This is a genomic window from Saccharothrix sp. BKS2 (assembly GCF_047689505.1).
In the GTDB taxonomy this organism is placed as follows: domain Bacteria; phylum Actinomycetota; class Actinomycetes; order Mycobacteriales; family Pseudonocardiaceae; genus Actinosynnema; species Actinosynnema lopnurensis.
The window spans coordinates 14,453-36,240 of the sequence record NZ_JAUQOL010000030.1 but is presented as its reverse complement, the minus strand read 5'-3'; the positions used below and the strand labels follow the sequence as shown (position 1 = coordinate 36,240).

24 protein-coding genes and 1 pseudogene are annotated in these 21,788 nt (G+C 70.2%); 14 read left to right on the top strand and 11 right to left on the bottom strand.

Annotation, left to right across the window (positions count from 1 at the left end; translation table 11 throughout):
• Positions 1 to 285: 285 nt before the first annotated feature.
• Complete coding sequence (locus Q5530_RS37330; protein WP_415367657.1) at positions 286 to 1,053, top strand: DddA-like double-stranded DNA deaminase toxin; 768 nt, start codon at positions 286 to 288, stop codon at positions 1,051 to 1,053.
• A 2-nt stretch (positions 1,054 to 1,055) separates the two neighbouring features.
• Positions 1,056 to 1,457 carry an Imm1 family immunity protein gene (locus tag Q5530_RS37325; protein ID WP_415367656.1) on the top strand — a complete coding sequence of 134 codons (402 nt, stop codon included), beginning with the start codon at positions 1,056 to 1,058 and terminating at the stop codon, positions 1,455 to 1,457.
• A gap of 84 nt (positions 1,458 to 1,541) precedes the next feature.
• Here Q5530_RS37325 and Q5530_RS37320 read toward each other — a convergent pair.
• From Q5530_RS37320 to Q5530_RS37305, 4 genes and pseudogenes are all read right to left on the bottom strand, one after another.
• Positions 1,542 to 1,748 (bottom strand): annotated as a pseudogene (locus Q5530_RS37320) (hypothetical protein); the annotation flags it as partial.
• A gap of 12 nt (positions 1,749 to 1,760) precedes the next feature.
• Entirely contained in the window at positions 1,761 to 2,042 is a 282-nt protein-coding gene (locus Q5530_RS37315; protein ID WP_415367655.1) for a helix-turn-helix domain-containing protein, read from the bottom strand.
• 98 nt (positions 2,043 to 2,140) lie between these two features.
• The gene (locus Q5530_RS37310; RefSeq protein WP_415367654.1) at positions 2,141 to 2,620 is read right to left on the bottom strand and encodes an NUDIX domain-containing protein; all 480 of its coding nucleotides are present in this window, start codon (positions 2,618 to 2,620) and stop codon (positions 2,141 to 2,143) included.
• 38 nt (positions 2,621 to 2,658) lie between these two features.
• Positions 2,659 to 3,864, bottom strand: a complete 1,206-nt coding sequence (locus tag Q5530_RS37305) for a helix-turn-helix domain-containing protein (protein ID WP_415367653.1) — start codon at positions 3,862 to 3,864, stop codon at positions 2,659 to 2,661.
• Between the two features lie 124 nt (positions 3,865 to 3,988).
• Here Q5530_RS37305 and Q5530_RS37300 point away from each other — a divergent pair, with 124 nt between their 5' ends.
• From Q5530_RS37300 to Q5530_RS37270, 7 genes are all read left to right on the top strand, one after another.
• Complete coding sequence (locus Q5530_RS37300; RefSeq protein WP_415367652.1) at positions 3,989 to 4,861, top strand: helix-turn-helix domain-containing protein; 873 nt, start codon at positions 3,989 to 3,991, stop codon at positions 4,859 to 4,861.
• Complete coding sequence (locus tag Q5530_RS37295; protein WP_415367651.1) at positions 4,861 to 5,127, top strand: zinc finger protein; 267 nt, start codon at positions 4,861 to 4,863, stop codon at positions 5,125 to 5,127. The genes Q5530_RS37300 and Q5530_RS37295 overlap by 1 nt, the downstream gene beginning before the upstream one ends.
• 7 nt (positions 5,128 to 5,134) lie before the next feature.
• Positions 5,135 to 5,380 (top strand): helix-turn-helix domain-containing protein, encoded by a 246-nt coding sequence (locus Q5530_RS37290; RefSeq protein ID WP_415367650.1) that lies wholly within the window; start codon positions 5,135 to 5,137, stop codon positions 5,378 to 5,380.
• Complete coding sequence (locus tag Q5530_RS37285; protein WP_415367649.1) at positions 5,377 to 6,363, top strand: hypothetical protein; 987 nt, start codon at positions 5,377 to 5,379, stop codon at positions 6,361 to 6,363. The genes Q5530_RS37290 and Q5530_RS37285 overlap by 4 nt, the downstream gene beginning before the upstream one ends.
• A 588-nt stretch (positions 6,364 to 6,951) precedes the next feature.
• Positions 6,952 to 7,086 (top strand): hypothetical protein, encoded by a 135-nt coding sequence (locus tag Q5530_RS37280; RefSeq protein WP_415367648.1) that lies wholly within the window; start codon positions 6,952 to 6,954, stop codon positions 7,084 to 7,086.
• Complete coding sequence (locus tag Q5530_RS37275; protein WP_415367646.1) at positions 7,038 to 9,326, top strand: recombinase family protein; 2,289 nt, start codon at positions 7,038 to 7,040, stop codon at positions 9,324 to 9,326. Before Q5530_RS37280 ends, Q5530_RS37275 begins: the two co-directional genes overlap by 49 nt.
• A gap of 597 nt (positions 9,327 to 9,923) precedes the next feature.
• Entirely contained in the window at positions 9,924 to 10,295 is a 372-nt protein-coding gene (locus Q5530_RS37270) for a hypothetical protein (RefSeq protein ID WP_415367645.1), read from the top strand.
• A 54-nt stretch (positions 10,296 to 10,349) separates the two neighbouring features.
• Here Q5530_RS37270 and Q5530_RS37265 read toward each other — a convergent pair whose 3' ends face one another.
• The 4 genes from Q5530_RS37265 to Q5530_RS37250 all read right to left on the bottom strand — a co-directional run bounded on the left by Q5530_RS37265 (position 10,350) and on the right by Q5530_RS37250 (position 13,241).
• On the bottom strand, positions 10,350 to 11,717 hold the full coding sequence (locus tag Q5530_RS37265; protein ID WP_415367644.1) for a permease prefix domain 1-containing protein: 1,368 nt from the start codon (positions 11,715 to 11,717) through the stop codon (positions 10,350 to 10,352).
• Positions 11,714 to 12,490: a helix-turn-helix transcriptional regulator gene (locus Q5530_RS37260; RefSeq protein WP_415367643.1), complete on the bottom strand. Its 777-nt coding sequence runs from the start codon at positions 12,488 to 12,490 to the stop codon at positions 11,714 to 11,716. The genes Q5530_RS37265 and Q5530_RS37260 overlap by 4 nt, the downstream gene beginning before the upstream one ends.
• Positions 12,453 to 12,701, bottom strand: coding sequence for an AfsR/SARP family transcriptional regulator (locus tag Q5530_RS37255; protein ID WP_415367642.1), 249 nt, complete (start codon positions 12,699 to 12,701; stop codon positions 12,453 to 12,455). The genes Q5530_RS37260 and Q5530_RS37255 overlap by 38 nt, the downstream gene beginning before the upstream one ends.
• Positions 12,702 to 12,797: 96 nt before the next feature.
• Complete coding sequence (locus Q5530_RS37250) at positions 12,798 to 13,241, bottom strand: hypothetical protein (RefSeq protein ID WP_415367641.1); 444 nt, start codon at positions 13,239 to 13,241, stop codon at positions 12,798 to 12,800.
• A gap of 257 nt (positions 13,242 to 13,498) precedes the next feature.
• On the opposite strand from Q5530_RS37250, the gene Q5530_RS37245 reads away from it, so the two are divergent.
• Together Q5530_RS37245 and Q5530_RS37240 are read left to right on the top strand one after the other, a co-directional pair.
• Positions 13,499 to 14,677, top strand: coding sequence for a serine hydrolase domain-containing protein (locus tag Q5530_RS37245; RefSeq protein ID WP_415367640.1), 1,179 nt, complete (start codon positions 13,499 to 13,501; stop codon positions 14,675 to 14,677).
• Positions 14,678 to 15,314: 637 nt separating this feature from the next.
• Complete coding sequence (locus Q5530_RS37240; protein WP_415367639.1) at positions 15,315 to 16,301, top strand: cellulase family glycosylhydrolase; 987 nt, start codon at positions 15,315 to 15,317, stop codon at positions 16,299 to 16,301.
• A 70-nt stretch (positions 16,302 to 16,371) separates the two neighbouring features.
• On the opposite strand, the gene Q5530_RS37235 is transcribed toward Q5530_RS37240, so the two are convergent.
• Together Q5530_RS37235 and Q5530_RS37230 are read right to left on the bottom strand one after the other, a co-directional pair.
• Positions 16,372 to 16,977: an HD domain-containing protein gene (locus Q5530_RS37235; RefSeq protein ID WP_415367638.1), complete on the bottom strand. Its 606-nt coding sequence runs from the start codon at positions 16,975 to 16,977 to the stop codon at positions 16,372 to 16,374.
• Positions 16,978 to 17,050: 73 nt separating this feature from the next.
• The gene (locus tag Q5530_RS37230; RefSeq protein ID WP_415367637.1) at positions 17,051 to 18,016 is read right to left on the bottom strand and encodes a GlxA family transcriptional regulator; all 966 of its coding nucleotides are present in this window, start codon (positions 18,014 to 18,016) and stop codon (positions 17,051 to 17,053) included.
• A gap of 116 nt (positions 18,017 to 18,132) precedes the next feature.
• Between Q5530_RS37230 and Q5530_RS37225 the strand changes: the two genes are divergently transcribed.
• Both Q5530_RS37225 and Q5530_RS37220 read left to right on the top strand, forming a co-directional pair.
• Positions 18,133 to 18,990 carry a phosphotransferase family protein gene (locus tag Q5530_RS37225; RefSeq protein ID WP_415367636.1) on the top strand — a complete coding sequence of 286 codons (858 nt, stop codon included), beginning with the start codon at positions 18,133 to 18,135 and terminating at the stop codon, positions 18,988 to 18,990.
• A gap of 396 nt (positions 18,991 to 19,386) precedes the next feature.
• Positions 19,387 to 20,076 carry a M15 family metallopeptidase gene (locus Q5530_RS37220; RefSeq protein WP_415367635.1) on the top strand — a complete coding sequence of 230 codons (690 nt, stop codon included), beginning with the start codon at positions 19,387 to 19,389 and terminating at the stop codon, positions 20,074 to 20,076.
• Positions 20,077 to 20,245: 169 nt separating this feature from the next.
• Here the strand turns inward: Q5530_RS37220 and Q5530_RS37215 are convergent, their stop codons facing one another.
• Entirely contained in the window at positions 20,246 to 21,016 is a 771-nt protein-coding gene (locus tag Q5530_RS37215; RefSeq protein ID WP_415367634.1) for an SGNH/GDSL hydrolase family protein, read from the bottom strand.
• A gap of 132 nt (positions 21,017 to 21,148) precedes the next feature.
• Here Q5530_RS37215 and Q5530_RS37210 point away from each other — a divergent pair, with 132 nt between their 5' ends.
• Positions 21,149 to 21,721, top strand: coding sequence for a TetR/AcrR family transcriptional regulator (locus tag Q5530_RS37210; protein WP_415367632.1), 573 nt, complete (start codon positions 21,149 to 21,151; stop codon positions 21,719 to 21,721).
• Positions 21,722 to 21,788 lie beyond the last annotated feature (67 nt).

Here is a 21,788-nt window from a genome sequence, read left to right as displayed (position 1 = left end):
AGGCGGTCGGTGATGGGTGCGATAGCGCCGGTAGGTCCTGCTACGGCTGCCAGGCCGAGCGGGCCGCCGGGGCATCGTCGACCGGCTGAACCTAAATCCGGCCACCGGCCGGTCACCGGTGCCGGTCGACCCGGATCTGGCAACTGGAGCGCCTCCAGCGCGACTCGTACAGCATCCACACGAACCCGTAGCCGTCGTGAACTGCGGATTTCGGCGATGGTGGGTGTTGTGCGTTGCGGTCGTGGTGGCGGATGTGGTTGCTGATCGTCGCCGTATGATGACGGGGTGTCGATCAAGGACGTGGCCGCGCAACTTGGCGCGGTGTTGGACAAGATCGACGCCGCGCGGGAGTTGCTGAACGTGGTGGCGGGCTTGATCGACGACGCAACCACGCTGCTGGGGGCGGCCGTGTCCGGTACGACCGACCCTGGCGCGCTACAGGGGTTGGCGTGGTTCAGAGAAGCACAACAGGGCACACGGTCCCCGTTCGTGGCGCTGAAAGCCGCTGAGGACGCCATACGGGCCTATCGGACGACGCTGGCGGGCGACTCGACCGTGACCGGTCCCACGGCGGGCGTCACCAGTCCGCAGGGGGGTCGGTCGCCGTCGTCCGGGGCACCTCCGACCGTCCCGGTTCCCGTGATGCCCGAGCGGATCGAAGAACTGCGGCGGGAACTGCCGCCCTCGGTGGTGTCGGGCGTTGGGCAGAAGACACACGGGCGGTGGATCGACCCGAGCGGCAGGGTTCACGAGGAAGTAAGCGGTAAGGATGAGAAGTCGGAGGAAGCTCTCCGATTTTTCGAGGAGGAGATCAAGTCACGCCGTGTCCCGGTCACGGTGGTGGACGTGGAGATCAAGCTTGCGGCACACATGCGGAAGAACGGGATTCAGTCGGCTACGCTGGTATTGAACAACTTCCCCTGTCGCGGTCCGATGGGGTGTGACGCGCTGGTTCCGGTGGTTCTCCCGCCCGGCTTCACGATGACGGTCTATGGTCCTGACGGGTTCAGGCAGGAATACAAGGGAGGCGGGACCTCGAAGTGGGTGCCCTAGACGTGTACTACCTGTACGAGCATGGCGACACTCCCATCACCGTGTCCACAGTGGACGAAGTGGACGACTTGGTCGACCGTGTTCGCGCCGAATCTCCGTCGGCAGCGCCCATCCTGATGGACGTTCACCTGTCCGGCGATCCGTATGCGCAAGGGTTGGACGTCGGCATTGCGGTTGATCACGGCGTGATTCGGTACTCAGGACGGGAATGGCCGCGCGGTGTCGTCAGCGCCGGCGAGGGGTCAGTAGACGGCGAATCGCGGTTGTACTTCTACATGAGTCACGAGCGCGAGTTTCCTTCCAACTCGGAAGTGCCGATCGACGTTATCCGGCAGGCTGTAAAAGAATTCTTGAAGTCAAACGGGGCACGTCCTACCTGCGTTCAGTGGCAAGACGCGCCGTAGACGACAGTGAGCATCTCACTGTGAACCACAAGGCGCCGCTTGAGGCGACCGCGGACATGACGTTGACCCGCAGTCGCTTCCCGGTCACCCGCACGATCGGCGTGCGACCCTTTGGCGCCCAGGATTGGCCGGGTGGCCCACGTTCGAGCGTAGTCCGCACTGGTCGACCCAGGTGATTGCCGCACCATCGGTCTTCGCGCGTGCCTCGATCGCCGGATAGTCCTCGTCCAGCCACGTGCGCACCGCGGCGGGCTGCTGTTCGTAGGCGCGGCGGGCCGGGCGCTGCGGGGTGAACCCGTGCCTTCACAGCCACAACCCCACGCCCTGCTCAGTCATGTCCACGCCGACGACCAGCCGGATCAGTTCGCCAGGACCGGGGCGTCCCTTGCGGGTCGCCAGGCCGTCGCGACCGTCTCGTCGGTAGGCACGCCACCAGGTGTCCACCGAGCGTTCGGAGACCCCGAACACCTCCGCAGCCTGTCGATAACCCTCGACCCGCCGGGACTCCAACGCCGCCACCACCCGCAACCGCAGCACCTCACGCTCGGCAGGCGACAACCGGTACGCACCCTCGACCTCGGCCACCCAGTCAGTCTGTAGGCAGCCGATCACTTTTGACTCAATAATTGATCGTGTTTCGATGGTGACGATACCTGGATCACGCAAGGGCTCTTCCCGGGATGTCACGGGGGGTGTCCTCGGCCGGGCAGTTGACCGTGCTCCAGGTAAACCGTATTCCTGTTGGCGCGGGCAGTATGGGCGTGAGTCAGCCTGCGAGCGAGCCGTGAGATGACGTAGTCATCGACTTTGCTCATCGGAGCCCATTGCCAGCGGTCCAATTCGGTGGCGTCCAGGACGATCCGCTGTTCGTCGTCGCCGAGCGTTCCGCAGTCGAACAGCCAGAGCACCTTGTCGCCTTCGCCGTCGTTGGGTGCCCAGTCCACGACGAGCAGGCGTTGCGGTTCGCGGTCGAGGCCCAGTTCTTCGCGCAGTTCGCGGCGGCAGGCCGCTGCCGGGGACTCGCCGATGTCCACGTAGCCGCCGGGGATGTCCCAGCCGTTGCCGTAGGTCTTGTGCACCAGAAGGACTCGGTCCTGGTCGTCGAGGAACAGCGCTCCGGCGGCCATGCGGGGTGTGGCGAAGCGGTTGGCGTCTGCTGCCATGCGCTGAGCCTACGGAGGGAGATCGTCGGGCGGGTGTGTCACTCCAGGTTCAGGCGTTGGGCCAGGCTTGCGAGGGTGTGGCTGGGCTTGGTGCGTTGGCGGCGCATCCACGTGAGCACCAGTTGGCGGCTGAGGTAGTGGTGTCGGACCTGTTCGCGGGCTCGTTGTTCGGCGTCGAGCACGACTGCGAGCGCTTGGTCGGTCTTGTTCCAGGCGCTCAGCGCGCGGGCTACTTCCAAGGAGTGTCGTACTTGGCGCTCGATGGGGAGGCCGGACGTGTCGACTGTGGGGCCGAGGTCCACGGCGACTTGGACGTCTCCGAGTTCCATCGCCGTGGCCACCTGGTGGATCTTGACATTGGTCGGGCCAAAGGCGGTCCACATGTGGTTGGCGTCGGTGCCCAGACGTTGAGCCATGCCGTGTGCTTCTCGTAGGAAGTCGTGGGTGCGTTGGCGGTCGTTGGTGCGTGCTGCTGCGATCGCGCCGGTGAGGAACAGGCTGCCGTAGATCGAGAGCATGGTGCGGTTGCCGTGAGGCAGCTTGGGGTGGAGAACACCGACTGCTGCTTCGGTGAGCTGCACGGCTGGTGCGTAGCGGCCGGTGGAGAGCAGGGCGTGCACGACTGAGCGGAACAGCGAGCCGAGAATTACGGGGTCACCTGTCTGCTGGGCTGCGGCGAGACCGCGTTCCGCGGCGATCCAGGCGAGGTCTGATTCTCCGAGCTTGGTGAGCAGGGACGTCGCGGCCTGGTAGCTGAGAGCCAACAGCCCTTGAGCCTGGGCGCCGTGGATCTGCACTGCCTGGACGGCGTCGGCGAGCAGGAGTGGGACTCGGCCGGCGACGAACCCGTACCTGGATGCCTGGTAGGCGTCGAAGACCGCTTCGACCTCACGGCGCAGGGCTTCCAGATTGATCGGTTCGGCGTCGTGGTTCGGCGTGGCCAGCAGTGGACTGAGTTGGCGGTAGTCCATGAGTGTGGCTCGGAGGGCGGAAACGGTCTTCATTCCGCCCTCCGAGCTCCAGTCGAGCAGCGTGGGCTCGCCGATCAGGTCACCGACCGAGATGTCCAGGGCGTCTGCGACGTTTCGGATGACCGAGAGGCGGTCGAGGTCGATTCGGTTGTTCTCCACCTTGCTCAGCCAGTCGGTGGTGCGACCGACCCGTCCGGCCAGGACCTCCTGCGGTACGCCTCTGCGGCGGCGGTACCAGGCGATGCGTTCACCGATGGTCAGGGAGTTCGTCATCCCGCGCATCGTTTCAGCCTCTCGGGTGGTCGTCCATTTACCCCGGAAGATTTTTCCGGGGTGAGTTGGACGTTTCGCTCGACGCTACCGACATTGCCTGTATTGGGATGGTGCCGGGAGGTTAGTGGTGTCGCAAGGGGTAGCTGAAAGCGTTGTTGAGGAGAAGTCTTCGGTCCGATCGAGCACGGCCCGCAGTCGGGAGCTGGGGGAGGAGCTGCGCCGGGTGCGTCATCGGGCGCGGATGTCGTCGGGGTTCGTGTCCGAGGCGTTGGGCTGGTCGTTGGGCAAGCTGAGCAAGTTGGAGACCAGTAGCCGCGGGACGAGTGCGTGGGAGATCGGCACGTTGTTGGGGCGCTGTGGTGCGGACAAGGCCACGCGGGAGCGGGTCATGGCCATCGCTCAGGAGTCGGACATCGGCAGCTTCTTGCGCCTGCACGACGGCTCCCCCGACTCGTTGTTGGCGCTGTCCTTGCACGAGCAGATGGCCTTGACGGTAGCCGCGTATGAGCCGCTGATCATCCCCGGTTTGGCGCAGACCGAGGACTACGCCCGCGCACTGGGTGGTGATGAGGTGGTGGTCGAGGCGCGGCTGGCGCGGCAGGAGGTGCTGCGTCGGCCGGGTGGGCCGGAGACGGTTCTCTACCTCCACGAGGCCGCTCTTCGGCTGGTGGTGGGTGGCCGGAAGGTCATGCGCGATCAGATGCTGCGGCTGACGCTGATGTGCGGCTGGGAGCGGATGAGCCCGCGTGTTGTGCCGTTCTCGGCTGTGGTGGGTGCTGAGCTGCGGGGGTCGGCTGGGCTGCTGACCTTTCCGGTGCCGGTCAGGCCGGTGGCTTGTGCCGAGACCGACACGGCCACCGTCTTTCACGACGATCCGCAGGTCGTGGCCGCCTGTGAGGCCAAGATGCGCCGGCTGGGGGAGTTGGCCTTGAGCGTCGAGCGGTCGCGGGCGGTCTTCGCCCGGTGGGCGGATGTCTACGACCGGGAGGTTCGCTGATGGCGCTGCGTCCGTTCCGGTGGCTACCCCATGACGGTGGACGCCACGCTGTTGATGTCGACCTGGTGGCGCACGACCGGGCCACCACGTTGTGCGGTGAGGAACTCGTCATCCCGGCTGCTCCGGCGACGAAGCGGGAGTGGTGCTGGCCCACCTGTGCCGAGTGCGATGCGGCGTGGCGGGCTGTTGAGGGCATCTCGCCGTTCCCCCGTCAGAGGTCCGGGTTCCGATGTGCTCGTTCGACGACCCTGCAACACCAGGTGTAGGTCTGCGATGCCCTACACCATCAGGCTTCGTGCCTGCGCGTTCGTCCAGGCGGCGCGCTCGGCTCGCCTGCACTCCGACTACGCCCTGGCACGGGAGATGGACGTCAACCGCTCCACCGTGACCCGCGTGCTCAAAGGTGAACTCCAGCCAGGGCCTGCGTTCGTCGGTGGGGCGTTGGCCGCGTTGGGCAAGCAGTTCGACGACCTCTTCGAGGTCGTCCGTGTTGCCCGACCGCAGGGGGACGGTTCGTGATCACCGGCCCTACGGAGTTGCCCGACCTGCGGTTGCGGATGCGCGAGCAGGTCATGACCGTCGAGTGCGGCTGCGAGGTCGTGCGCCGCCTCACGGCCAATAAGAGCGCGGTCGTACCCCGGCTGACCGGGCCGCCGGAGATTCGGCGGGCCAGTGCCGTGACGGGTGCGCTGCTGATGGCCCGCCGTGAGGCACGCCGCTTGGGTGAAGCGCAGCTCTACTGGGTCGACCGGGACATGACCGCGCTGACGCTGGCCGCTGCGGACTGCCCGTCGAGGGAACCGGTCGCGGCGCGTCGGATGCCCGCCGAGGCCGGACTGGTGGTGTTCGCCGAGCCGATCAACGATCAAGACGGTGAGCAGGTCGTGGCCGTGTCCTGGTCCCGCTGGATTCCGCAGCACCTCGATCTCGACGACGGGTCCGGTTTGATCACCTGGCGGCTGAACACACCCGGTGGTGAGGTGCCGCTGCACCCCGGTTTCGAGGGTGTGTGGCTGACCTGCTGGTCACCGCAACTCGTCCCGCTGGCGGAGTCGGTGTTGCCGTTCGGTCAGCCTTTGGTACCTCTGCGGTCAGTGTTCGGTAAGAGGTGGGAGCACGTCGTCCACACCGCCTGGCAGTTGATGACGCAGAGCAGCAGCGCCCGGCTCGCCGAACTTGAAGGACTTCCTCGTTCCCGGCCCGGGCGCAAGCGCGACCAGCGTGCAGGTGTCGAGGACGCAGGTACTGTCCGGTTGGTCCGCGTCCATGCCCGACAGCGGGACGCCGCACCGGGCGGGCCCGAGGCGCCACGGTGGAGCAGCCGCTGGCCCGTCCGCCCCTACCGGCGCAACACCTGCCTCAACTCCAGGCTTCACGCCGAGGGCGGCTGCGAGCACGAGGAGCGGATCGTGCCCGCCCACGTCAAAGGGCCGGTCGACAAGCCGCTCAAGGTGAAGACGAGAGTCCACGTCTGGGACACGGCGCCACCGGCAGAAGCTTGATCAGGTCTCCGTACGGTCACTTCCGTTGGGGGTTCACACGGGGGATCACATTGGGGATCAGGTTGGGGATCCTGTTAGAACGCCACCCCCTGCGGCGGAGGTAAGAGCAGCTCAGTAGGGCTGTAGGGGGATCCGCTGGTATCCCAGACTCACAGGCGTACATGCCCATGAGGAACATCGGATCGGGCGGCGGTGCAAAAAGTCGGGGTCCGTGTGTCCCCCGAGGGGCTGATTTTCGGAGTTCAGGGGTGCAGGAGTGCAACGTGCCTCCTCGGTGCCCTGGAGGACTTCGATGGCTCACCTACCGGTCCTGCCCGATGTGGTGCCGGCCGCTGACGGCGTCGCTGCGGCCTGTGCCGGTCACCGCCGGGCACGGACACCCGGCGAACGTGCCACGGGCGGCACGCGGGCAGGCGAAGGCTCGCGTGCCCCTGGCTTGACCGGCGGGCCGTACGGAGCGTGGATGTGTCCATGCGAATCCGATTGCCATGGCCCAGATGTCAAGTGCTGCAAGGGAAGTGGCCGCCGATGACGCCCTCGGCCGGCTGCGGCGAAGGACCCGTTCCAGGGCGGTCGGGTGAGGTGGAGATGGTTGTGGAGATCCGCTTCGTGGACGGCCGAGAAGGGGAGGAGCTCGTCCGGCGGCAGGCGCGGGTGCTGCGGGAGGTCACCGAGTGGCTGGTCCGGAACAGGTCCGAGCGTGGGCGGGAGCGGGCCGCGTAGGGCGCCTGCGCAGCCCTTACCGGCATGAGGAGCCGGGTACCGCTGAGCCGGTGCCCTCCCTGCTTCGGGTGGCCTGGGTCGGGCGCACGTCGACCTACGACCAGCAGGACCCGACATTGTCGCTGCCCCGGCAGTTGCGGGCCTCGCAGCTCGTGCTGCCCGAGGACGCGCTCATCGTCGCCCACTTCTACGACATCGAGTCCGGGCGCAAGGAGCTCGCCGCTCGCGGCAAGAGCGGGGCGCACGAGCAGTTCGCCATTCCCATCCCGCGCGACGGCGGCATCCAGGACCTGCTGGCCGAGGCCGAGCGACCCGATCGCCGCTTCGACTACGTGATCTGCGAGTCCATCGACCGCATCGCCCGGCGCACCTACATCGGCACCGAGATCGAACACCGCCTGGAGCGCGCCGGCGTCCGGCTGCTGGCTGCGGACGAGCCGTTCCAGCTCACCGCGGGCAGCGGTCGCAAGGCCAAGGTCGCCACCCAACTCCTCACCCGACGGGTGAAGCAGGGCATCTCCGAGTACTACGTCGTGGAGATGCTGGAGAAGGCGTGGGACGGGTTCGCCGTGCACACCGAGAGCGGCTTCAACATCGGCAAGCCCTGCTACGGCTACCAGGCCAAACGCGTGCCGCACCCGGTGCCTGCCAAGCGGGCCAAGGGGCAGAAGAAGACGTTCCTGGAGCCCGACCCGATGCGGGCTCCGGTGGTGAAGCGGATCTTCCGGTGGAGGTTGGAGGAGCGGGCGGGCTACCAGGTCATCGCCGACCGCCTGAACCTCGACCTGACCGCCAACCCGCCACCGGTGCCGGTCGACCCGGACCGGGCGGCCGGCTGCTGGAGCGCCTCCAGCGTGCGCCACGTCCTGACCAACCCCAAGTACACCGGCTACATGGTCTGGAACCGGCGCGCCCGCAAGAGCGCCAACGCCCGGCTCAACCCCGTAATCGAATGGGTCTGGTCACCCGAACCGGTCCACGAGGCACTCATCGACCTGGACACCTTCCTCCGGATCCAGCAGATCGCCTCTCACCGGTTCGGTTCCCGCAGCGCCCACGGGCCTTCGCGCCACCCGCAGACCAAGCGGTCCTACCTGCTGCGCACGTACCTGTTCTGCCGGCTCTGCGGCCGACGCATGTACGGCAAGACCCGCCACGGCAACGCCTACTACGTCTGTGCCCCCAAGAAGGACTACGTCCCGCCCGGCGACCACGGCTCCGGCACGTTCTTCGTCCGCGAAGACGCCCTGCTCGACCGCCTCAACTCCTTCCTCAACGACCACGTCTTCGGCCCCTACCGCCGCGCCCTGCTCGACGCCGATGCCCGCAGTGTCGACAAATCGGCCCAGCAGGACCGAGAGGAGCGCACTAAGGCCCTGCGCCACGCCATCACCGATACCGACGCCCGCATCCGGCGGACCCTGCGCAACCTCGAACTGATCGACAACCCCGACCCGGACCTCATCCGCGACATCAACCAGCGCCGCGTCGAACTGCGCGCCCAGAAGCAACGCCTGGAAGCCGAACTGGCCGAAGCCGAGGACCGCGTCCGCCAGGTGCCCAACCCCGACCTGCTCGACGCGCTGCCGGTGGCCAAGTTCCGGGTCGACGAACTGCCCGGGGAACTGGCCCGCCGGATGTTCGAATCCCTCAGATTGGAGATCCACTATAACCGCGACACCAACACGGCGACCTGCAAGGTCACACTCGCGGGACAGACCGCCGAGGCCGCCCGACAAGCGGCCGACCAGGCCCTGAAACGGAAGAAGGACCAGGAACGAATCCCTGGTCCCACCCTTGATGTGCCCCCGGAACGGCGGCGAGGCGTCCGACCGCGCGTCGGACGCCTCGCCGGAGAGCCCCGGACCAGGAGTCCCCGGTACCGGAGCCCCCGGACCAGGAGGCGCGGTCTAGGAGATGCGGTCCAGGTAGGAGGTCCGCATCCAGCCTTCCCCGTCGGTGGCGCAGTCGCAGAACACGGCGGTGTACCACTCGCCGCTGGAGTGCTGGCTGCTCACGCACGGGCCGACCACGATCGAGCCGTAAGCCTTGGTCTTCCTGGCCACGGAATCGGGGCTGGGGTTCTCCCGGACCGCGAGACCGTCGTAGCGCACGGCGTAGGTGCACGTCGCGAAAGCCGCCACATCCGTGGTCGCCCCGGCCGCCGGCGCCGCTGCGGCGACCCCGCCCCCGAGGGCGAGAACACCCAGCACCGCGCCGGAGACGAGCGCGGCTCGTGAAATCAGCTTCCGCATAAAATTTCTCTCCCATCGCTTCGGGAACGCCCGCCATCGCTACGGGAACGCACCCGGTCGTGAGCCGCACGACCGTGCGGCTGTTGAGACAGTGGTCCGTGCACCGACCCTGAGGAAGGCTCCACGGGACGTGGTACGGCGAGACGGGCCTGACCTGCGGGTTCCCATACATCGGCTGGGATGGGGTGAGACAGCGTGGGAGAGGCGCCCGAACCGCCGCGGCACGCCGGGCGGGTTTCGCGGTCCGAGGGCGAGGCGTTCCACGTCCTGCTCCGCGAACTCGCACGGCGGACCGGCAAACCGACCCGGGGGCAGCAGGCCGACGCGCTCGGCGTGAAACCGCAGAGCTTTTCGCGGTGGATGGCCGGTGACGGATTGCCGAATGTTGAGAACCTCGACGTGATTTTGCGGAACGGCGGGGTTCCGGCGAAGGAGTGGGACCGGATCCGCGCGCTCCGCCGAAGGGCCGATGACGAACGCAGGAGGCGTGGCGGCGATTCCCCGAACGGGTCGAACACTCACCACGGCACCAACGGCGCGAACGGTTCGGGCGCGGAGGAAACACCGCCATCACCCCGGGAGGTGCCGGAGGGGAATGCACCGGAGCCTCCGCCCCGGAGGTCGTGGTGGGCGCGCGAGCGGCGGAAGGTCGCGCTCGGCGGCGTCACCGGCCTGCTCTGCCTGGCGGGCGTGCTGTTCACCCTCTACCGGGACGACCCCGAGGACGCGCTGCCCCCCGTCGACCCGGCCTGCGACCGGTACGAGGTCACCGCGAAGACCCTCTTCCGGCGGGACGCCGAGGGCCAGGTGATCGACCAGTTCGTCCGGGACGAGCGCCTGGAGGTGCTGCGCCGCAACGGCTCGGCGGGCAACAGGTACTGGTACGTCTCCGGCTCCGGCGGGAAGCGGGGCTGGGTGGACCCCGATCCCCGCTGGATGCGGCCGCTGTGCTGAGGCGGGCGGCCTGCCGGCCACCCGCCCCGCGCTCCCCGGGTCAGGGGCAGCCGGTCAGAGGTAGCCGAACACCGGCGGGAAGACCAGCACCACGACCCACGCCCACACCGCGTACACCGGCAGGTAGTTCGTCTGCCAGCGCTCCAGCGCCGCGAACGGCACGCGCCGCCGGACCAGGCCCAGCACCAGCCAGGCCGACCAGGCGAGGTTGACCAGCAGGACGGCGTTCTCCCCGAGCGCCGCCGCCTTGTTGGGCGTGGTGCCGTACTCGGTGATGCGCCCGGTGATCTCCACCAGCACCACCACGTCGATCGCCAGCGCGGCCGCCACGAGCGCGAGTTGCAGCCGGTCGAACGGGCCGGGCGGGGCCAGCGGGTCGCGGGCCGAGGTCGAGTAGAGCAGCAGGCCCAGCACCACGACCAGCAGCAGGTCGAACAGGATCAGCACCTCCCGCTCGACGTCGATGCCGTCGCCGGTCACCACGAGGGCGACGAGGAAGGCCAGCAGCGCCGCGGTGAACAGCGGGGTGAACAGCCGGGTCAGCACCGGGGCGATGTTCTCCACCACGCCCTGCTTGACCTCGACGAGCCACCCGGCCACCACCACCGCGGCCGCCGCGCCGCAGGGGAGGAGCCACCGGCTGACGAAGCCCTCGGGGGAGATACCGATGGCCTCGAACGTGCCGAACGTGAAGGCCGTGAGCACCCCGCCGCCCAGCGCGATGAGCACGGAGTAGACGAACCACTCGCCGGTGAAGCGGATGAAGTCCATGCGCCGCCGCGGTGAGCGCGGGTCGTCGGCCACGTACGCCAGGCCGACCGCGAACCACAGCGCGAGGGGCAGGTGGACGCAGGTCACGACCAGCGACTGGGAGTCGTCCGCGAGCGGGTAGGCGTTGGCCGCCACCGCGCCGAGCGCGAACCACGCCACCAGCAGACCGACCAGCGCCCTGCCGGCCCGGCGGCGCCAGGCCAGGAACCCGGCCAGCCAGGGCAGCGTCAGCAGCCCGGCGTTGAGCGCGTAGAACGCCTCGTCCCGGTCGAGGTCCAGGCCGAACAGCTCCGGCGCCTTGACCGACACCGCCGCGCCCGCCGCGCAGAGGACCATCGCGCGCAGGTCCCGCCGCGCCCGCCCGCCCGAGGCCGGGTCGTCGTCCCCGCCGGTGAGCACCAGCTGCTTCCACAGCCGTTCCGAGTGCTCCCGGGCGAACTCGCGGGACAGCTCGTCGAGGCTGCCCATGCGCTTGACCGCGACCAGGAACGCCTCGTCGGCGCGGAGCCCGGCGGCGACCAGCTCGTCCACGGAGCCCCGGAGGTGGTCCTCCAGCTCCTCGACGTCGGTCGACCGCAGCGCGCGGCGGCGCTGCACGTAGTGGCGCCACTGGGCGAACTGACCCTCCAGCTCGTCCTGGTCGCCCGTCACGCGTGACCCCCCAGCGGGAAGTTCGCGGTGAACGGCCCGGGTTCCCGCCAGACCTCCTTGAGCGCGGCCACGACCGCGGTCCACTGGCGGCGCTGCTCGGCCAGCTCGGCCAGGCCGCTGTCGGTGATGCGGTAGTACCTGCGCCGCCGCTCGCCGGCGACCGCCCGCCAGCCGGACTCCACGTGCCCCAGGCGCTCCAGCCGGTGCAGCAGCGGGTAGAGCAGGCCCTCGGTCCAGTCCAGCTCGCCGCCGGACAGCTCGTTGATCCGCTTGAGGATGGCGTAGCCGTAGCTGTCGGCCTCGGCCAGGATGCCCAGCACCATCGGGGTCGCCGAGGCGGCCACGAGGTCCTTGGTGAGTTTCACGCGCTCTCCATACCCTAGAACTGCGAGGCATAGTAGAGCTAGGTATTCGGTGCGGCAAGCAGCGGGGGTCGGGACCTCCGGGCTCGGGACTTCGCTGGTGCCGCCGGGCTCGGTGCTCAGTTCGTCCACCAACCGGTCGCGGAGGCGGCGGTAGTGGACCAGGGCGTCGGTGAGGCCGCACTCGGCGTCCAGGCGCTCCCGGTGCGGCCGCTCGCGCTCGGCCGAGGCCCACCCGCCGCCGATCCCGGTCAGCGCTTCCCCCTGCCACAGCCCCAGCGCCTGCTCCAGCAGCGCCGCCCGCCGGTCGTCGAGACCACCACGGGCCTCGGCGCACAGGTCGCGGAATTGGTGGAGGTCGACCGCCGAGCGCTCAACCTCCAGCGAGTACCCGCCGGGTAGCCGGCTCACGGCCAACCCCGTCCAGGCCCGCCGCCACCCGGCGCAGGCGGGACAGGTAGCTCATCAGCGCGTCCCGCGCCCGGGACGGCGGGTCCTCGCCCCACACCCGGTCCACCAGCCGGTCGACCGGCACCACGCGACCGACGTCCACCGCCAACGCGGCCGGCACGCACCGCTGCCGGTGGGGTCCCGCGTCGAGCGGGACCCCACCGGCCGGCACGGCTGTTCCGCCCGGCAGGCGGAACCCCACCGCCGCGCGGTCGAGGCCCTCCTGGTGCTCACCGCCCGTGCTGCCGCCGGCGCCGACCGGACGACGTCAGTTGAACGGGTTGTCGTAGAAGGCGCTGCGCTTGACGATCTTCGCGGTGTTGGTCGCGCCGTCGAAGTACACGCCCTCGTAGGTCAGCCGCACGTTCTGCACCGTGCCCGGGTACGGGAAGTCCTGGTACAGGGAGCCGGACTGGTAGATGGCCTGGTGCGCCGTCCCGTTCACGTCGATCTGGAGCTTGGTGTCCACGTAGCTCGACTGCCGGTTCATCGTCACGTCCAGCCGGTAGAGCGAATTGCCGTCGTCGAACCGGATCGTGCCGGTCAGGCGCCCCACCTGCGTCTCCGCACCGGTCGACGAGTAGCCGCGGAGCTGGATGTCGACAGGTTGGGCGGGACCGAGGGCGGCCTGCGCGGGAGCCGTGGTCACCGCGGCGCAGAACAGCGCGGCGCCGACCACCCCGCCCAGGCGTAACAGCGTGCTTGACCTCATGCGTCCACTCCTCATCGGGGAACCGGGGTTTCAGCGCCCACCTTCGCACGCGGGTGCGCGGTCCGGCTGTAAGCCGATCGGGCGCGGATCGCTTGGGCGGTAACGAAAATCTTGCGTTTCGCAGACGTCGCGCGCACGGCGGCACGTGCGCCGCGACCTCCACCACGTCGACCAGGTTCGCCGCGGGGCCACCGGGGTCGTGGACGTCGCAGGGGGCGCGAGTGGCCTACCCGAGGCCCGTCAGGCAGGCTGTCCCCATGGGGATCAAGCGTGCGGTCGTGGTGGTCGGGGCGGTGGCGGCGCTCGTCGCCGGTCCGGCGCCCGGGGTTCAGGCGAGCCCCGGCTCGCCGGTGCGGGACGCGCTGGAGCAGGTGGTCGCGGCCGGTGTGCCCGGTTCCTACGCGGCCGTCGTCGACGGGGGCGCCACCTGGCGCGGTTCGGCCGGTGTCGGGGACCTGCGGACCGGGCGGGCGCCCGACCCGCGCGGCCGGGTGCGCGTCGCGAGCGTGACCAAGACGTTCGTCGCCGTGGTGGTGCTGCAACTCGTCGGCGAGGGCCGGCTCGGGCTCGACGACCCGATCGCCGACCACCTGCCGGGCCTGCTGCCCTACGCCGAGCCGATCACCGTCCGCCAGCTGCTCGGGCACACCTCCGGCGTGCCGCGCGACATCGCGCACTGGCAGACCCTCGAAGAGGTCGACACCAAGCGCTGGGAGGGCTTCGAGCCGGCCGAGCTGGTGCGGCGGGCGACCGACGGCGTGCCGCTGCTGTTCCCGCCCGGCACCGGTTTCTCCTACTCCAACACCGGCTACACCGTGCTCGGCCTGCTGGTCGAGCGGGTCACGGGCCGCTCGCTCGCCGGCGAGCTGGAGCGGCGCGTCTTCCGCCCCCTGCACCTGCGGGACACGTCCTTCCCGAGCCACCAGCCGTTCCTGCCGCGCCCGGCGGCGCGCGGCTACGAGCGGCTCTACGGCGAGCAGGCCCCGCTCACCGACGTGACGACGTACGTGTGGTCGCGGCTGTGGGCGTCCGGGAACGTGATCAGCTCCCCGGACGACCTGAACCGCTTCTTCCGCGCGCTGCTCGGCGGGCGCCTGCTGCCGGCCGAGCAGCTGGCGCGGATGAAGGAGTTCCGCGAGGGTGCGCTGGGCCCGATCGGCTACGGCCTGGGCCTGATGCACCTGCCCAGCCCCTGCGGCGGCCCGGACCTGTGGGGCCACGGCGGCGACCTGCCGGGCTACAACACGTGGAGCCTGCACACGACCGACCTCAGCGGCCAGGTGTCGGCCGGCATGAACCAGGACATCACCGCCCCGGTCGCGGCGCACCAGCACGTGCTGCTCACCGTGGTCCCGGCGGCGCTGTGCGGCGAGGCGCCGGCGGCGGTGGCGTCGACCGGCACCGAGATCCCGTACCTCGGTCCGACGCTGCCGTAGCGCGAGGGGCTCGCCGCGCGGTGGTGGTCCACACCGCGCGGCGGGCGTTCCGCGCACGACAGCGCGAAGATCCCCGGCGGCGGTGTCGGGCACCGGTGATCGGCTCCGCCTCGCCGGTGAGGGCGGTTCGGGTGCACGGACCCACCGGGCGCCCGACCTCACCGAGGCCGAGGTGGTGCCGGCTGTGGGAGATCTCCGAGGAGCTGACCGGGGCCGCCTTCCCTTGGCGCCCCGCCCCGGCCGCCTAGCGCGCCGGCCGGGCGCGCCTGCCGCCTGGACGAGCCGGCCGTCCCCGCCACCCTGCCGCCCGGCCGCCCGGCCTGTCCCGCCGCCGGCCTGCCCGCCCATCCCGGACCGCCCGGACACCTGGCCGCCCGGCTCGCCCCGAACACCTGGCCGCTCCGCCCGCCCTGCCGCCCAGTCCACCCCGAACCACCTGTCCGTCCGGACCACTCAGGCACCCAAGCGGTCCAGGTGGATATTTACCGCTTAAGCCCTGACACGACCAACCAATACGCCGCCCTCATCTGTTGACGCTTAACCGGTTAACTGGTTGTATCCGAGAACAGGCCGAGTCCCGCCGCCCGCCCGGCGGATCGGATGTCAACGATGTCAACGACGACATGGTGAGGTAGACGTGGTCAAACGATGGGCCCTGGTCGCGGTGGCGACCCTGCTCGCGGCGCTCGCACCGCTGCTGAGCGCACCCGCGGCGTCGGCCGCGAACGGCTTCTACGTCAGCAACGGCCGGCTCTACGACGCGAACGGCAGCGAGTTCGTGATGCGCGGGGTCAACCACGCGCACGCCTGGTACCCCGACCGCACCGCCCAGGCGCTCAAGGACATCAAGGCGCTCGGCGCGAACACCGTCCGCGTCGTGCTGAGCACCGGCGCCCGCTGGACCTGGACCAGCACCTCGGCGGTGTCCACGATCGTCTCGCAGTGCCGGTCGAGCAAGCTGGTCTGCGTGCTGGAGGCGCACGACACCACCGGTTACGGCGAGCAGAGCGGCGCGGTCGACCTCAACAAGGCGGTCGACTACTGGCTGGGCGTGAAGAGCGCCCTGGTGGGCCAGGAGCGCTACGTCATCGTCAACATCGGCAACGAGCCGTACGGCAACAACAACTACGGCAACTGGGCCAACGACACCCGCAACGCCATCTCCCGGCTGCGGTCCAACGGCTTCACCCACACCCTGGTGGTCGACGCGCCCAACTGGGGCCAGGACTGGTCGAACACCATGCGCGACAACGCGTCCTCGGTGTTCAACGCCGACCCCCAGCGCAACACCGTGTTCTCGATCCACATGTACGGCGTGTACGACACGGCCGCCGAGGTCACGTCCTACCTGAACACCTTCGTCAACAACCGGCTGCCGATCGTGGTGGGCGAGTTCGGCGACAACCACTCCGACGGCAACCCGGACGAGAACGCCATCATGGCCACGGCCCAGTCCCAGCGCATCGGCTACCTGGGCTGGTCGTGGAGCGGCAACGGCGGCGGGGTCGAGTACCTGGACATGGTCTCCGGCTTCAACCGCGCTGGCCTCACCAACTGGGGCAACCGCATCTTCAACGGCTCCAACGGCATCAGGGCGACGTCCCGGCAGGCCACGGTCTACTGAGGACGGCGAGCGCGGGGCCGGCCGCCAACGGCGACGGCCGGCCCCGCGCGGCGCACCCGGCCGGCGGTGGTCAGTCGCCCCACCGCGCCGGGATGTCCGCCGACGCGCCCAGCTCGTCGGTCTTCACCAGGTACCGGGCCAGCGAGCCGACCGGGGCCTTGGCGGGCGTCGTCCTGGCCTGCCCGACGATCTCGCTGAAGAGCGCCGAAGAGGTGTTCAGGCGCGGGTAGCGGGCGTGGAGGTCGGCGGCCATCTCGTCGGTGACGCGCTCGGAGCCCGCGCCGAAGTCCAGGGCCGTGCCGGCGGCGACCAGTTGGCACAGCAGGCCGCGGCGCTGCGCGATCCCGGTGGAGGTGTGCAGGGCGATGGCCTCCCACACCCGGTCCGCCGTGCCGGCGTCGACCCCGTGGCCGCGCAGGTGGTCCACGGCCAGGTCGGCGCCCGCCACCTCGAACCGGTCCGGCCGCCGGGCGCCGGGGGCGCTCAGGCCCAGGTCGTGCAGGGTCGCGGCGAAGAACACGGCCCGCGGGTCGTACTCCTCGTGCCCGCGCGCGTCCCACTGGTCGACCAGGAACTCCGCGTAGGCGTAGGCGCGGATGCTGTGGTTGGCCACGGCCGGGGAGACCGAGGAGCGCAGGAAGTCCAGCGTGTCCCGGGCGAAGGGTTCTGCCAGCAAGGGCGGAGTGGTGATCACGACGTCGATCCTGACGCCGCCGGGCAGCGCGGAACAGTGGCTGGAACGCCAACCCTCAACGGGTTCCGGCCAACTCCCGCCGCGGGGCGCGGAACGCGGTCCGGTAGGACTGGGGACTGGTGCCCGCCACGCGCTTGAACCGGTCGCGGAAGGCGGTGGGGGAGCCGAACCCGACCTGGGTGGCGATGCGGTCGACCGGGTGGTCCGTGGTCTCCAGCAGGTGCTGGGCCCGGCGGACCCGCGTGCGCAGCAGCCACTGGAGCGGGGTGGTGCCGGTCTGCTCCCGGAAGCGGCGGTTGAGCGTGCGGATGCTCGTGCCCGCCCGAGCGGCGATGTCGTCGAGGGTGAGCTCGTCCGCGCAGTTGTCCTCCAGCCACCGCAGCAGAGGCTCCAGTTCCGAGCCGCGCGGCGCGGGCGGGAGGTCGTGCGCGATGAACTGCGCCTGCCCGCCCTCGCGCTCCAGGGGCATGACCGACAGCCGGGCGGCGTCGGCGGCCACCGCGGAGCCGTGGTCGCGGCGGATCAGGTGCAGGCACAGGTCCAGTCCCGCCGCGGCCCCGGCCGAGGTGAGCAGCGGGCCGTTGTCGACGTAGAGCACGTCCGGGTCGACCAGGACCAGGGGGTGGCGGGCGGCCAGCTCGGCGGCGGCGACCCAGTGCGTGGTGGCGCGCAGCCCGTCGAGCAGCCCGGTGGCGGCCAGGGTGAACGCGCCGGTGCAGATCGAGGCGATCCGGGTGCCCCGCGCGGCGGCCCGCCGCAGGGCGTCCAGGACCTCCTCGGGCACGGGCCCGAGGTCGGAACGGCCGGGCACGACGATCGTGTCCGCCTCGGCCAGCGCCTCCAGCCCCCACGGCGGGCGCAGGGTGAACGCGCCCGCGTCCACGACGGGCTCGGGCCCGCAGACCTTCACCCGGTAGGCGGTCCTGCCGTCGGGCAGGCGGGTGCGGGTGAACACCTCGATCGGGGTGGACAGGTCGAACGGGACCACCTTGTCCAACGCGAGAACGGCCACCGTGTGCATAGCGGAACCGTACCCGGCCGGAACCCGGTGGAGGATGGGAATCCGGCCACTTCCGGTGAGGTCGTCCTTCGCCCCCCGGCTTCGCCACGCCGGTGGCGTGGTGCGAGGATCACGCTGTGGAGGCGGAGATGGTGTCGCGTGCGGTGGCCGCGGCGACAGCACTGGCCGGAGAGCTGCACCTGCGGGTGGACGACGCGGTCGTGATCCAAGATTCGAACATGCTCGCCCTGCGTCTGCTGCCGTGCGGCGTCTTCGCCCGAGTGGCACTGGTGGGGCGGGAGGTGGCCGCGTTCGAGGTCGAGCTCGCCGGTCGACTCGCCGCAACCGCGAGCCCCGTCGCAGCGCTGGAGCCCCGGGTTGAGCCGCGGGTCCACGAACGCGACGGCTTCGCCGTGACCCTGTGGACCTACTACGACGTCGTGACGCCCGGCCCGGACTTCCCGGGCGCGTACGCGGACGCGCTCCAACGCCTGCACGCCGGCATGCGGGGCGTCGAGATCGCAACCCCGCACTTCCTGGACCGGGTCGCGGAGGCCGAACGGCTGGTCGCGCACCGGGATGACACCCCCGCGCTCACCGAGACCGACCGGCATCTCCTCCTCGGCACGCTGCGGAGTGCTCGTGAACGGATCCGCGGCCGCGGTGCCGCCGAGCAGCTGCTGCACGGCGAACCGCATCCCGGCAACCTCCTCAGCACCCGTGACGGCCTGCTGTTCATCGACTTCGAGACGTGCTGCCGCGGACCTGTCGAATTCGACGTGGCCCACGTGCCGGAGGAGGTCGGCGCGCGTTATCCGGCCCTCGACCACGTCCTGCTCGCGGAATGTCGGCGGCTCGTGCTCGCGCTGGTCGCCGCCTGGCGTTGGGACGTCCGCGACGAATTCCCGGATGGGCGTCGGCACGGCCGGAACATCCTGTCCCTGCTCCGCAAGGGTCCGCCGTGGCCCGCACTCGGTGCTCTCGTCACCGAGTAGCGAACGCACCCACATGCCGCTGAGTGCGATGATCGACGTGGTCAGGACGGTCAACCGGGCGAGTTGTCGGCGCCACCCGATTCAGCGCGGCGTGCTGGCAGGTCGGTGAACTCGAGGCGGCGGCGGCTCGAGCGTTGGAAGAGCGGGTGCGGGGTCGCTCCCCGTCCCGGGTGTAGAACCTGTATGCGTTCCCGGCAGCTCCCGACCAGGACACGGCCTGCCCCACCGGGACCTGTCGGCCCGATGTGCGGCGGCCGGGGCGTTCTGCTCGTGCGCGTCCCCGTGGTTTGATCGTCTCGTCAGCGCACCGTTCTCCGGGTTTGCACGCAGTCCGGCCGGTGCGCGAGTCCGACAACGAATTCCACTCCGTCGCAGCGAAGATCGAGAGGAAGTTCTGTGAAGTCGAGAACCCGAGTTTTCGCGCTCATCGCGTTCACCGTGTCCGTGTTCCTGGTCGGTACCACGCCGGCGTCCGCCACCGCTGCCCGGACCGTGGAACTCGCCGCACCGGCCGGCAGTGGCCTCCCGCCCTACGTCGCCGTCATCAAGCCGGTCACCGCGGAGCGGCTCGCTTCCAGCTGGCGCGAAGGCTGCCCCGTCGGGCCTGATCGGCTACGGCTGATCAGCCTGAACTTCGTGGGCTTCGACGGTGCGGTGCACCGCGGCGAACTGGTGGTCAACGCCGATCTCGCGGTCGAGGTCGCCCGCGTCTTCGCCGACCTGTACTTCGCCCGGTTCCCCATCCAGCGGATGGAGACGATCGAGAAGTACGACTCCGACGACGACGCGTCGATGGCGGCCAACAACACCTCGGCGTTCAACTGCCGGGCGATCACCGGCGGCACCGCCTGGTCCAACCACTCCTACGGACGGGCCATCGACATCAACACCGTGCAGAACCCCTACATCTCCCGCAGCGGCACGGTCTACCCGCCCAACGGCGCGCCCTACGTCGACCGCACCCAGAACGTGCCCGGCATGATCCACGCGGGCGACGCCACCGAGCGGGCATTCACCACACGCGGCTGGACCTGGGGCGGCTTCTGGGACACGCCGATCGACTACCAGCACTTCGAGAAGCCCTGACACCGGCCCGAGAGGTCCTCGACGCGCCGCACCGAGCAGTACGAACAGCGCCCGCGATCGCCGCCGGAGGAGTGGCGGCGTCCCGACCCGCCTGCGTCATGCGGTCGTTCGGCTCCAGGCCGCGGAGTGCCCCGCGCCCGGCCTGCGGACGCGGGGCACTCCCGACCGGTCAGCCGGTGACGCTGTTGAGCAGCGCCAGGTAGCCCGACCGGTACCCGGTCGTGTTGGGGTGGAAGGACTCCACCAGCCGCAGCAGCGAGAACTGGTTGATCCACGGCGACGAACCGCACGCGCCGTGGCCCGCGAAGTGGGCTCGGGCGTCGACGTAGCGGACGCCGGCGGCCGCGGCGCGGGCCGAGATGACCGCGTGCAGGGCGTCCGCGCCCCGGTTGAGCGCGGCGCGCTTGGTGGCGTTGAGGCAGCTGCCGTTGGGCTCGACCAGGCGCGGGTAGCCCAGGACGACCACGGTGGCGTTCGGGGCGCGGTTGCGGATGGTCGCGTAGGTGGTGTCGAGCCTGGCGGGCAGGACGGTGTTGGCCTCGTCCACGCCCTCGTCGACCGCGTTGAGGCACGCGCTGTCGCTCGCGGTCACGCAGGTGATCATCGTGTTCGCGAAGCCGACGTCGTTGCCGCCGATGGTGAGGGAGACCAGGTCGGTGCCCGCGTCGAGCGAGGCGAACTGGTTGGTCATGCTCTGGGTGGTCGCGCCGCCGCAGGCCGCGTACCGGAACGAGGACACCTCGTGGCTGTCGGCCCACAGCTGGGCGTACCCGCGGGGGCTGCGGAAGCACGTGCCGCCGGTGTAGGGCGGGGCCCCGGTGCCGGAGGAGTACGAGTCGCCGAGGGCGACGTAGTCGACGGGTGCCTCGGCTCGCGCGGTCGGGGCGGTGACCACGGCCGCCAGCACCGCGCACAGGGCCCCGAGAAGACGTTTGCGCACGCCCGCTCCTTCCTCGATGTCGCCCACGGAAGGGCGTCAAGTCCGGCAGGTTACGGACGGGTACCGAGGGATCACACCGGGTGCTACTCTCATTACCTACGGGTAACATCGGTTGGTTGCCGGGGTGGCGGCATGGCAGGTCCGCGACGCAGCGACGCCCGGCGCAACCGGGCGGCCATCCTGGCGGTGGTGGGCGACTCGGTGCGCCACGGCCTGCGGATGCCCTCCGCCACGCGGATCGCGCACCTCACCGGCCTGGGCCAGGCGACGGTCTACCGGCACTTCCCCGACCGGCGCAGCCTCCTGCTCGCGGTGACCGACGAGCAGCTGGACCTGCTGCGGCAGGCGGCCACGCGCGGTGCCGACGACCCCGCCGCGTTCCCCGCGCTGCTGCGGGAGGTGATGGTCCACCAGGTGCTGATGCGGCCGCTGGTGGAGGAGCTGCGCGGGTTCCCGGTGGCCGACCAGCGCGGGTGCGTCCGCCGGCTGCTCGACGCGCTGCGCGTGCCGTTCGCCCGCTCCCGGGCGGCGGGGCACCTCCGGCGGCACGTCGTGCTCGACGACGTGGCGGTGGTGCTGGCCATGCTCCAGGGCGCGGTCGAGGCCACGCCCACGCCGGAGGCGGCCCGGCGGGTGATCCCGGTGCTGCTGGACGGGTTGTTCCGCGCCGGGGTGGAGGAGGGCGACGCGGTGCCGGGAGCTTGAGCGGTGGCTCGGGCTTCGAGCGGGTCGGCCGGATCAGCATTTAAATCAGTCGCTTGACTTACCATAT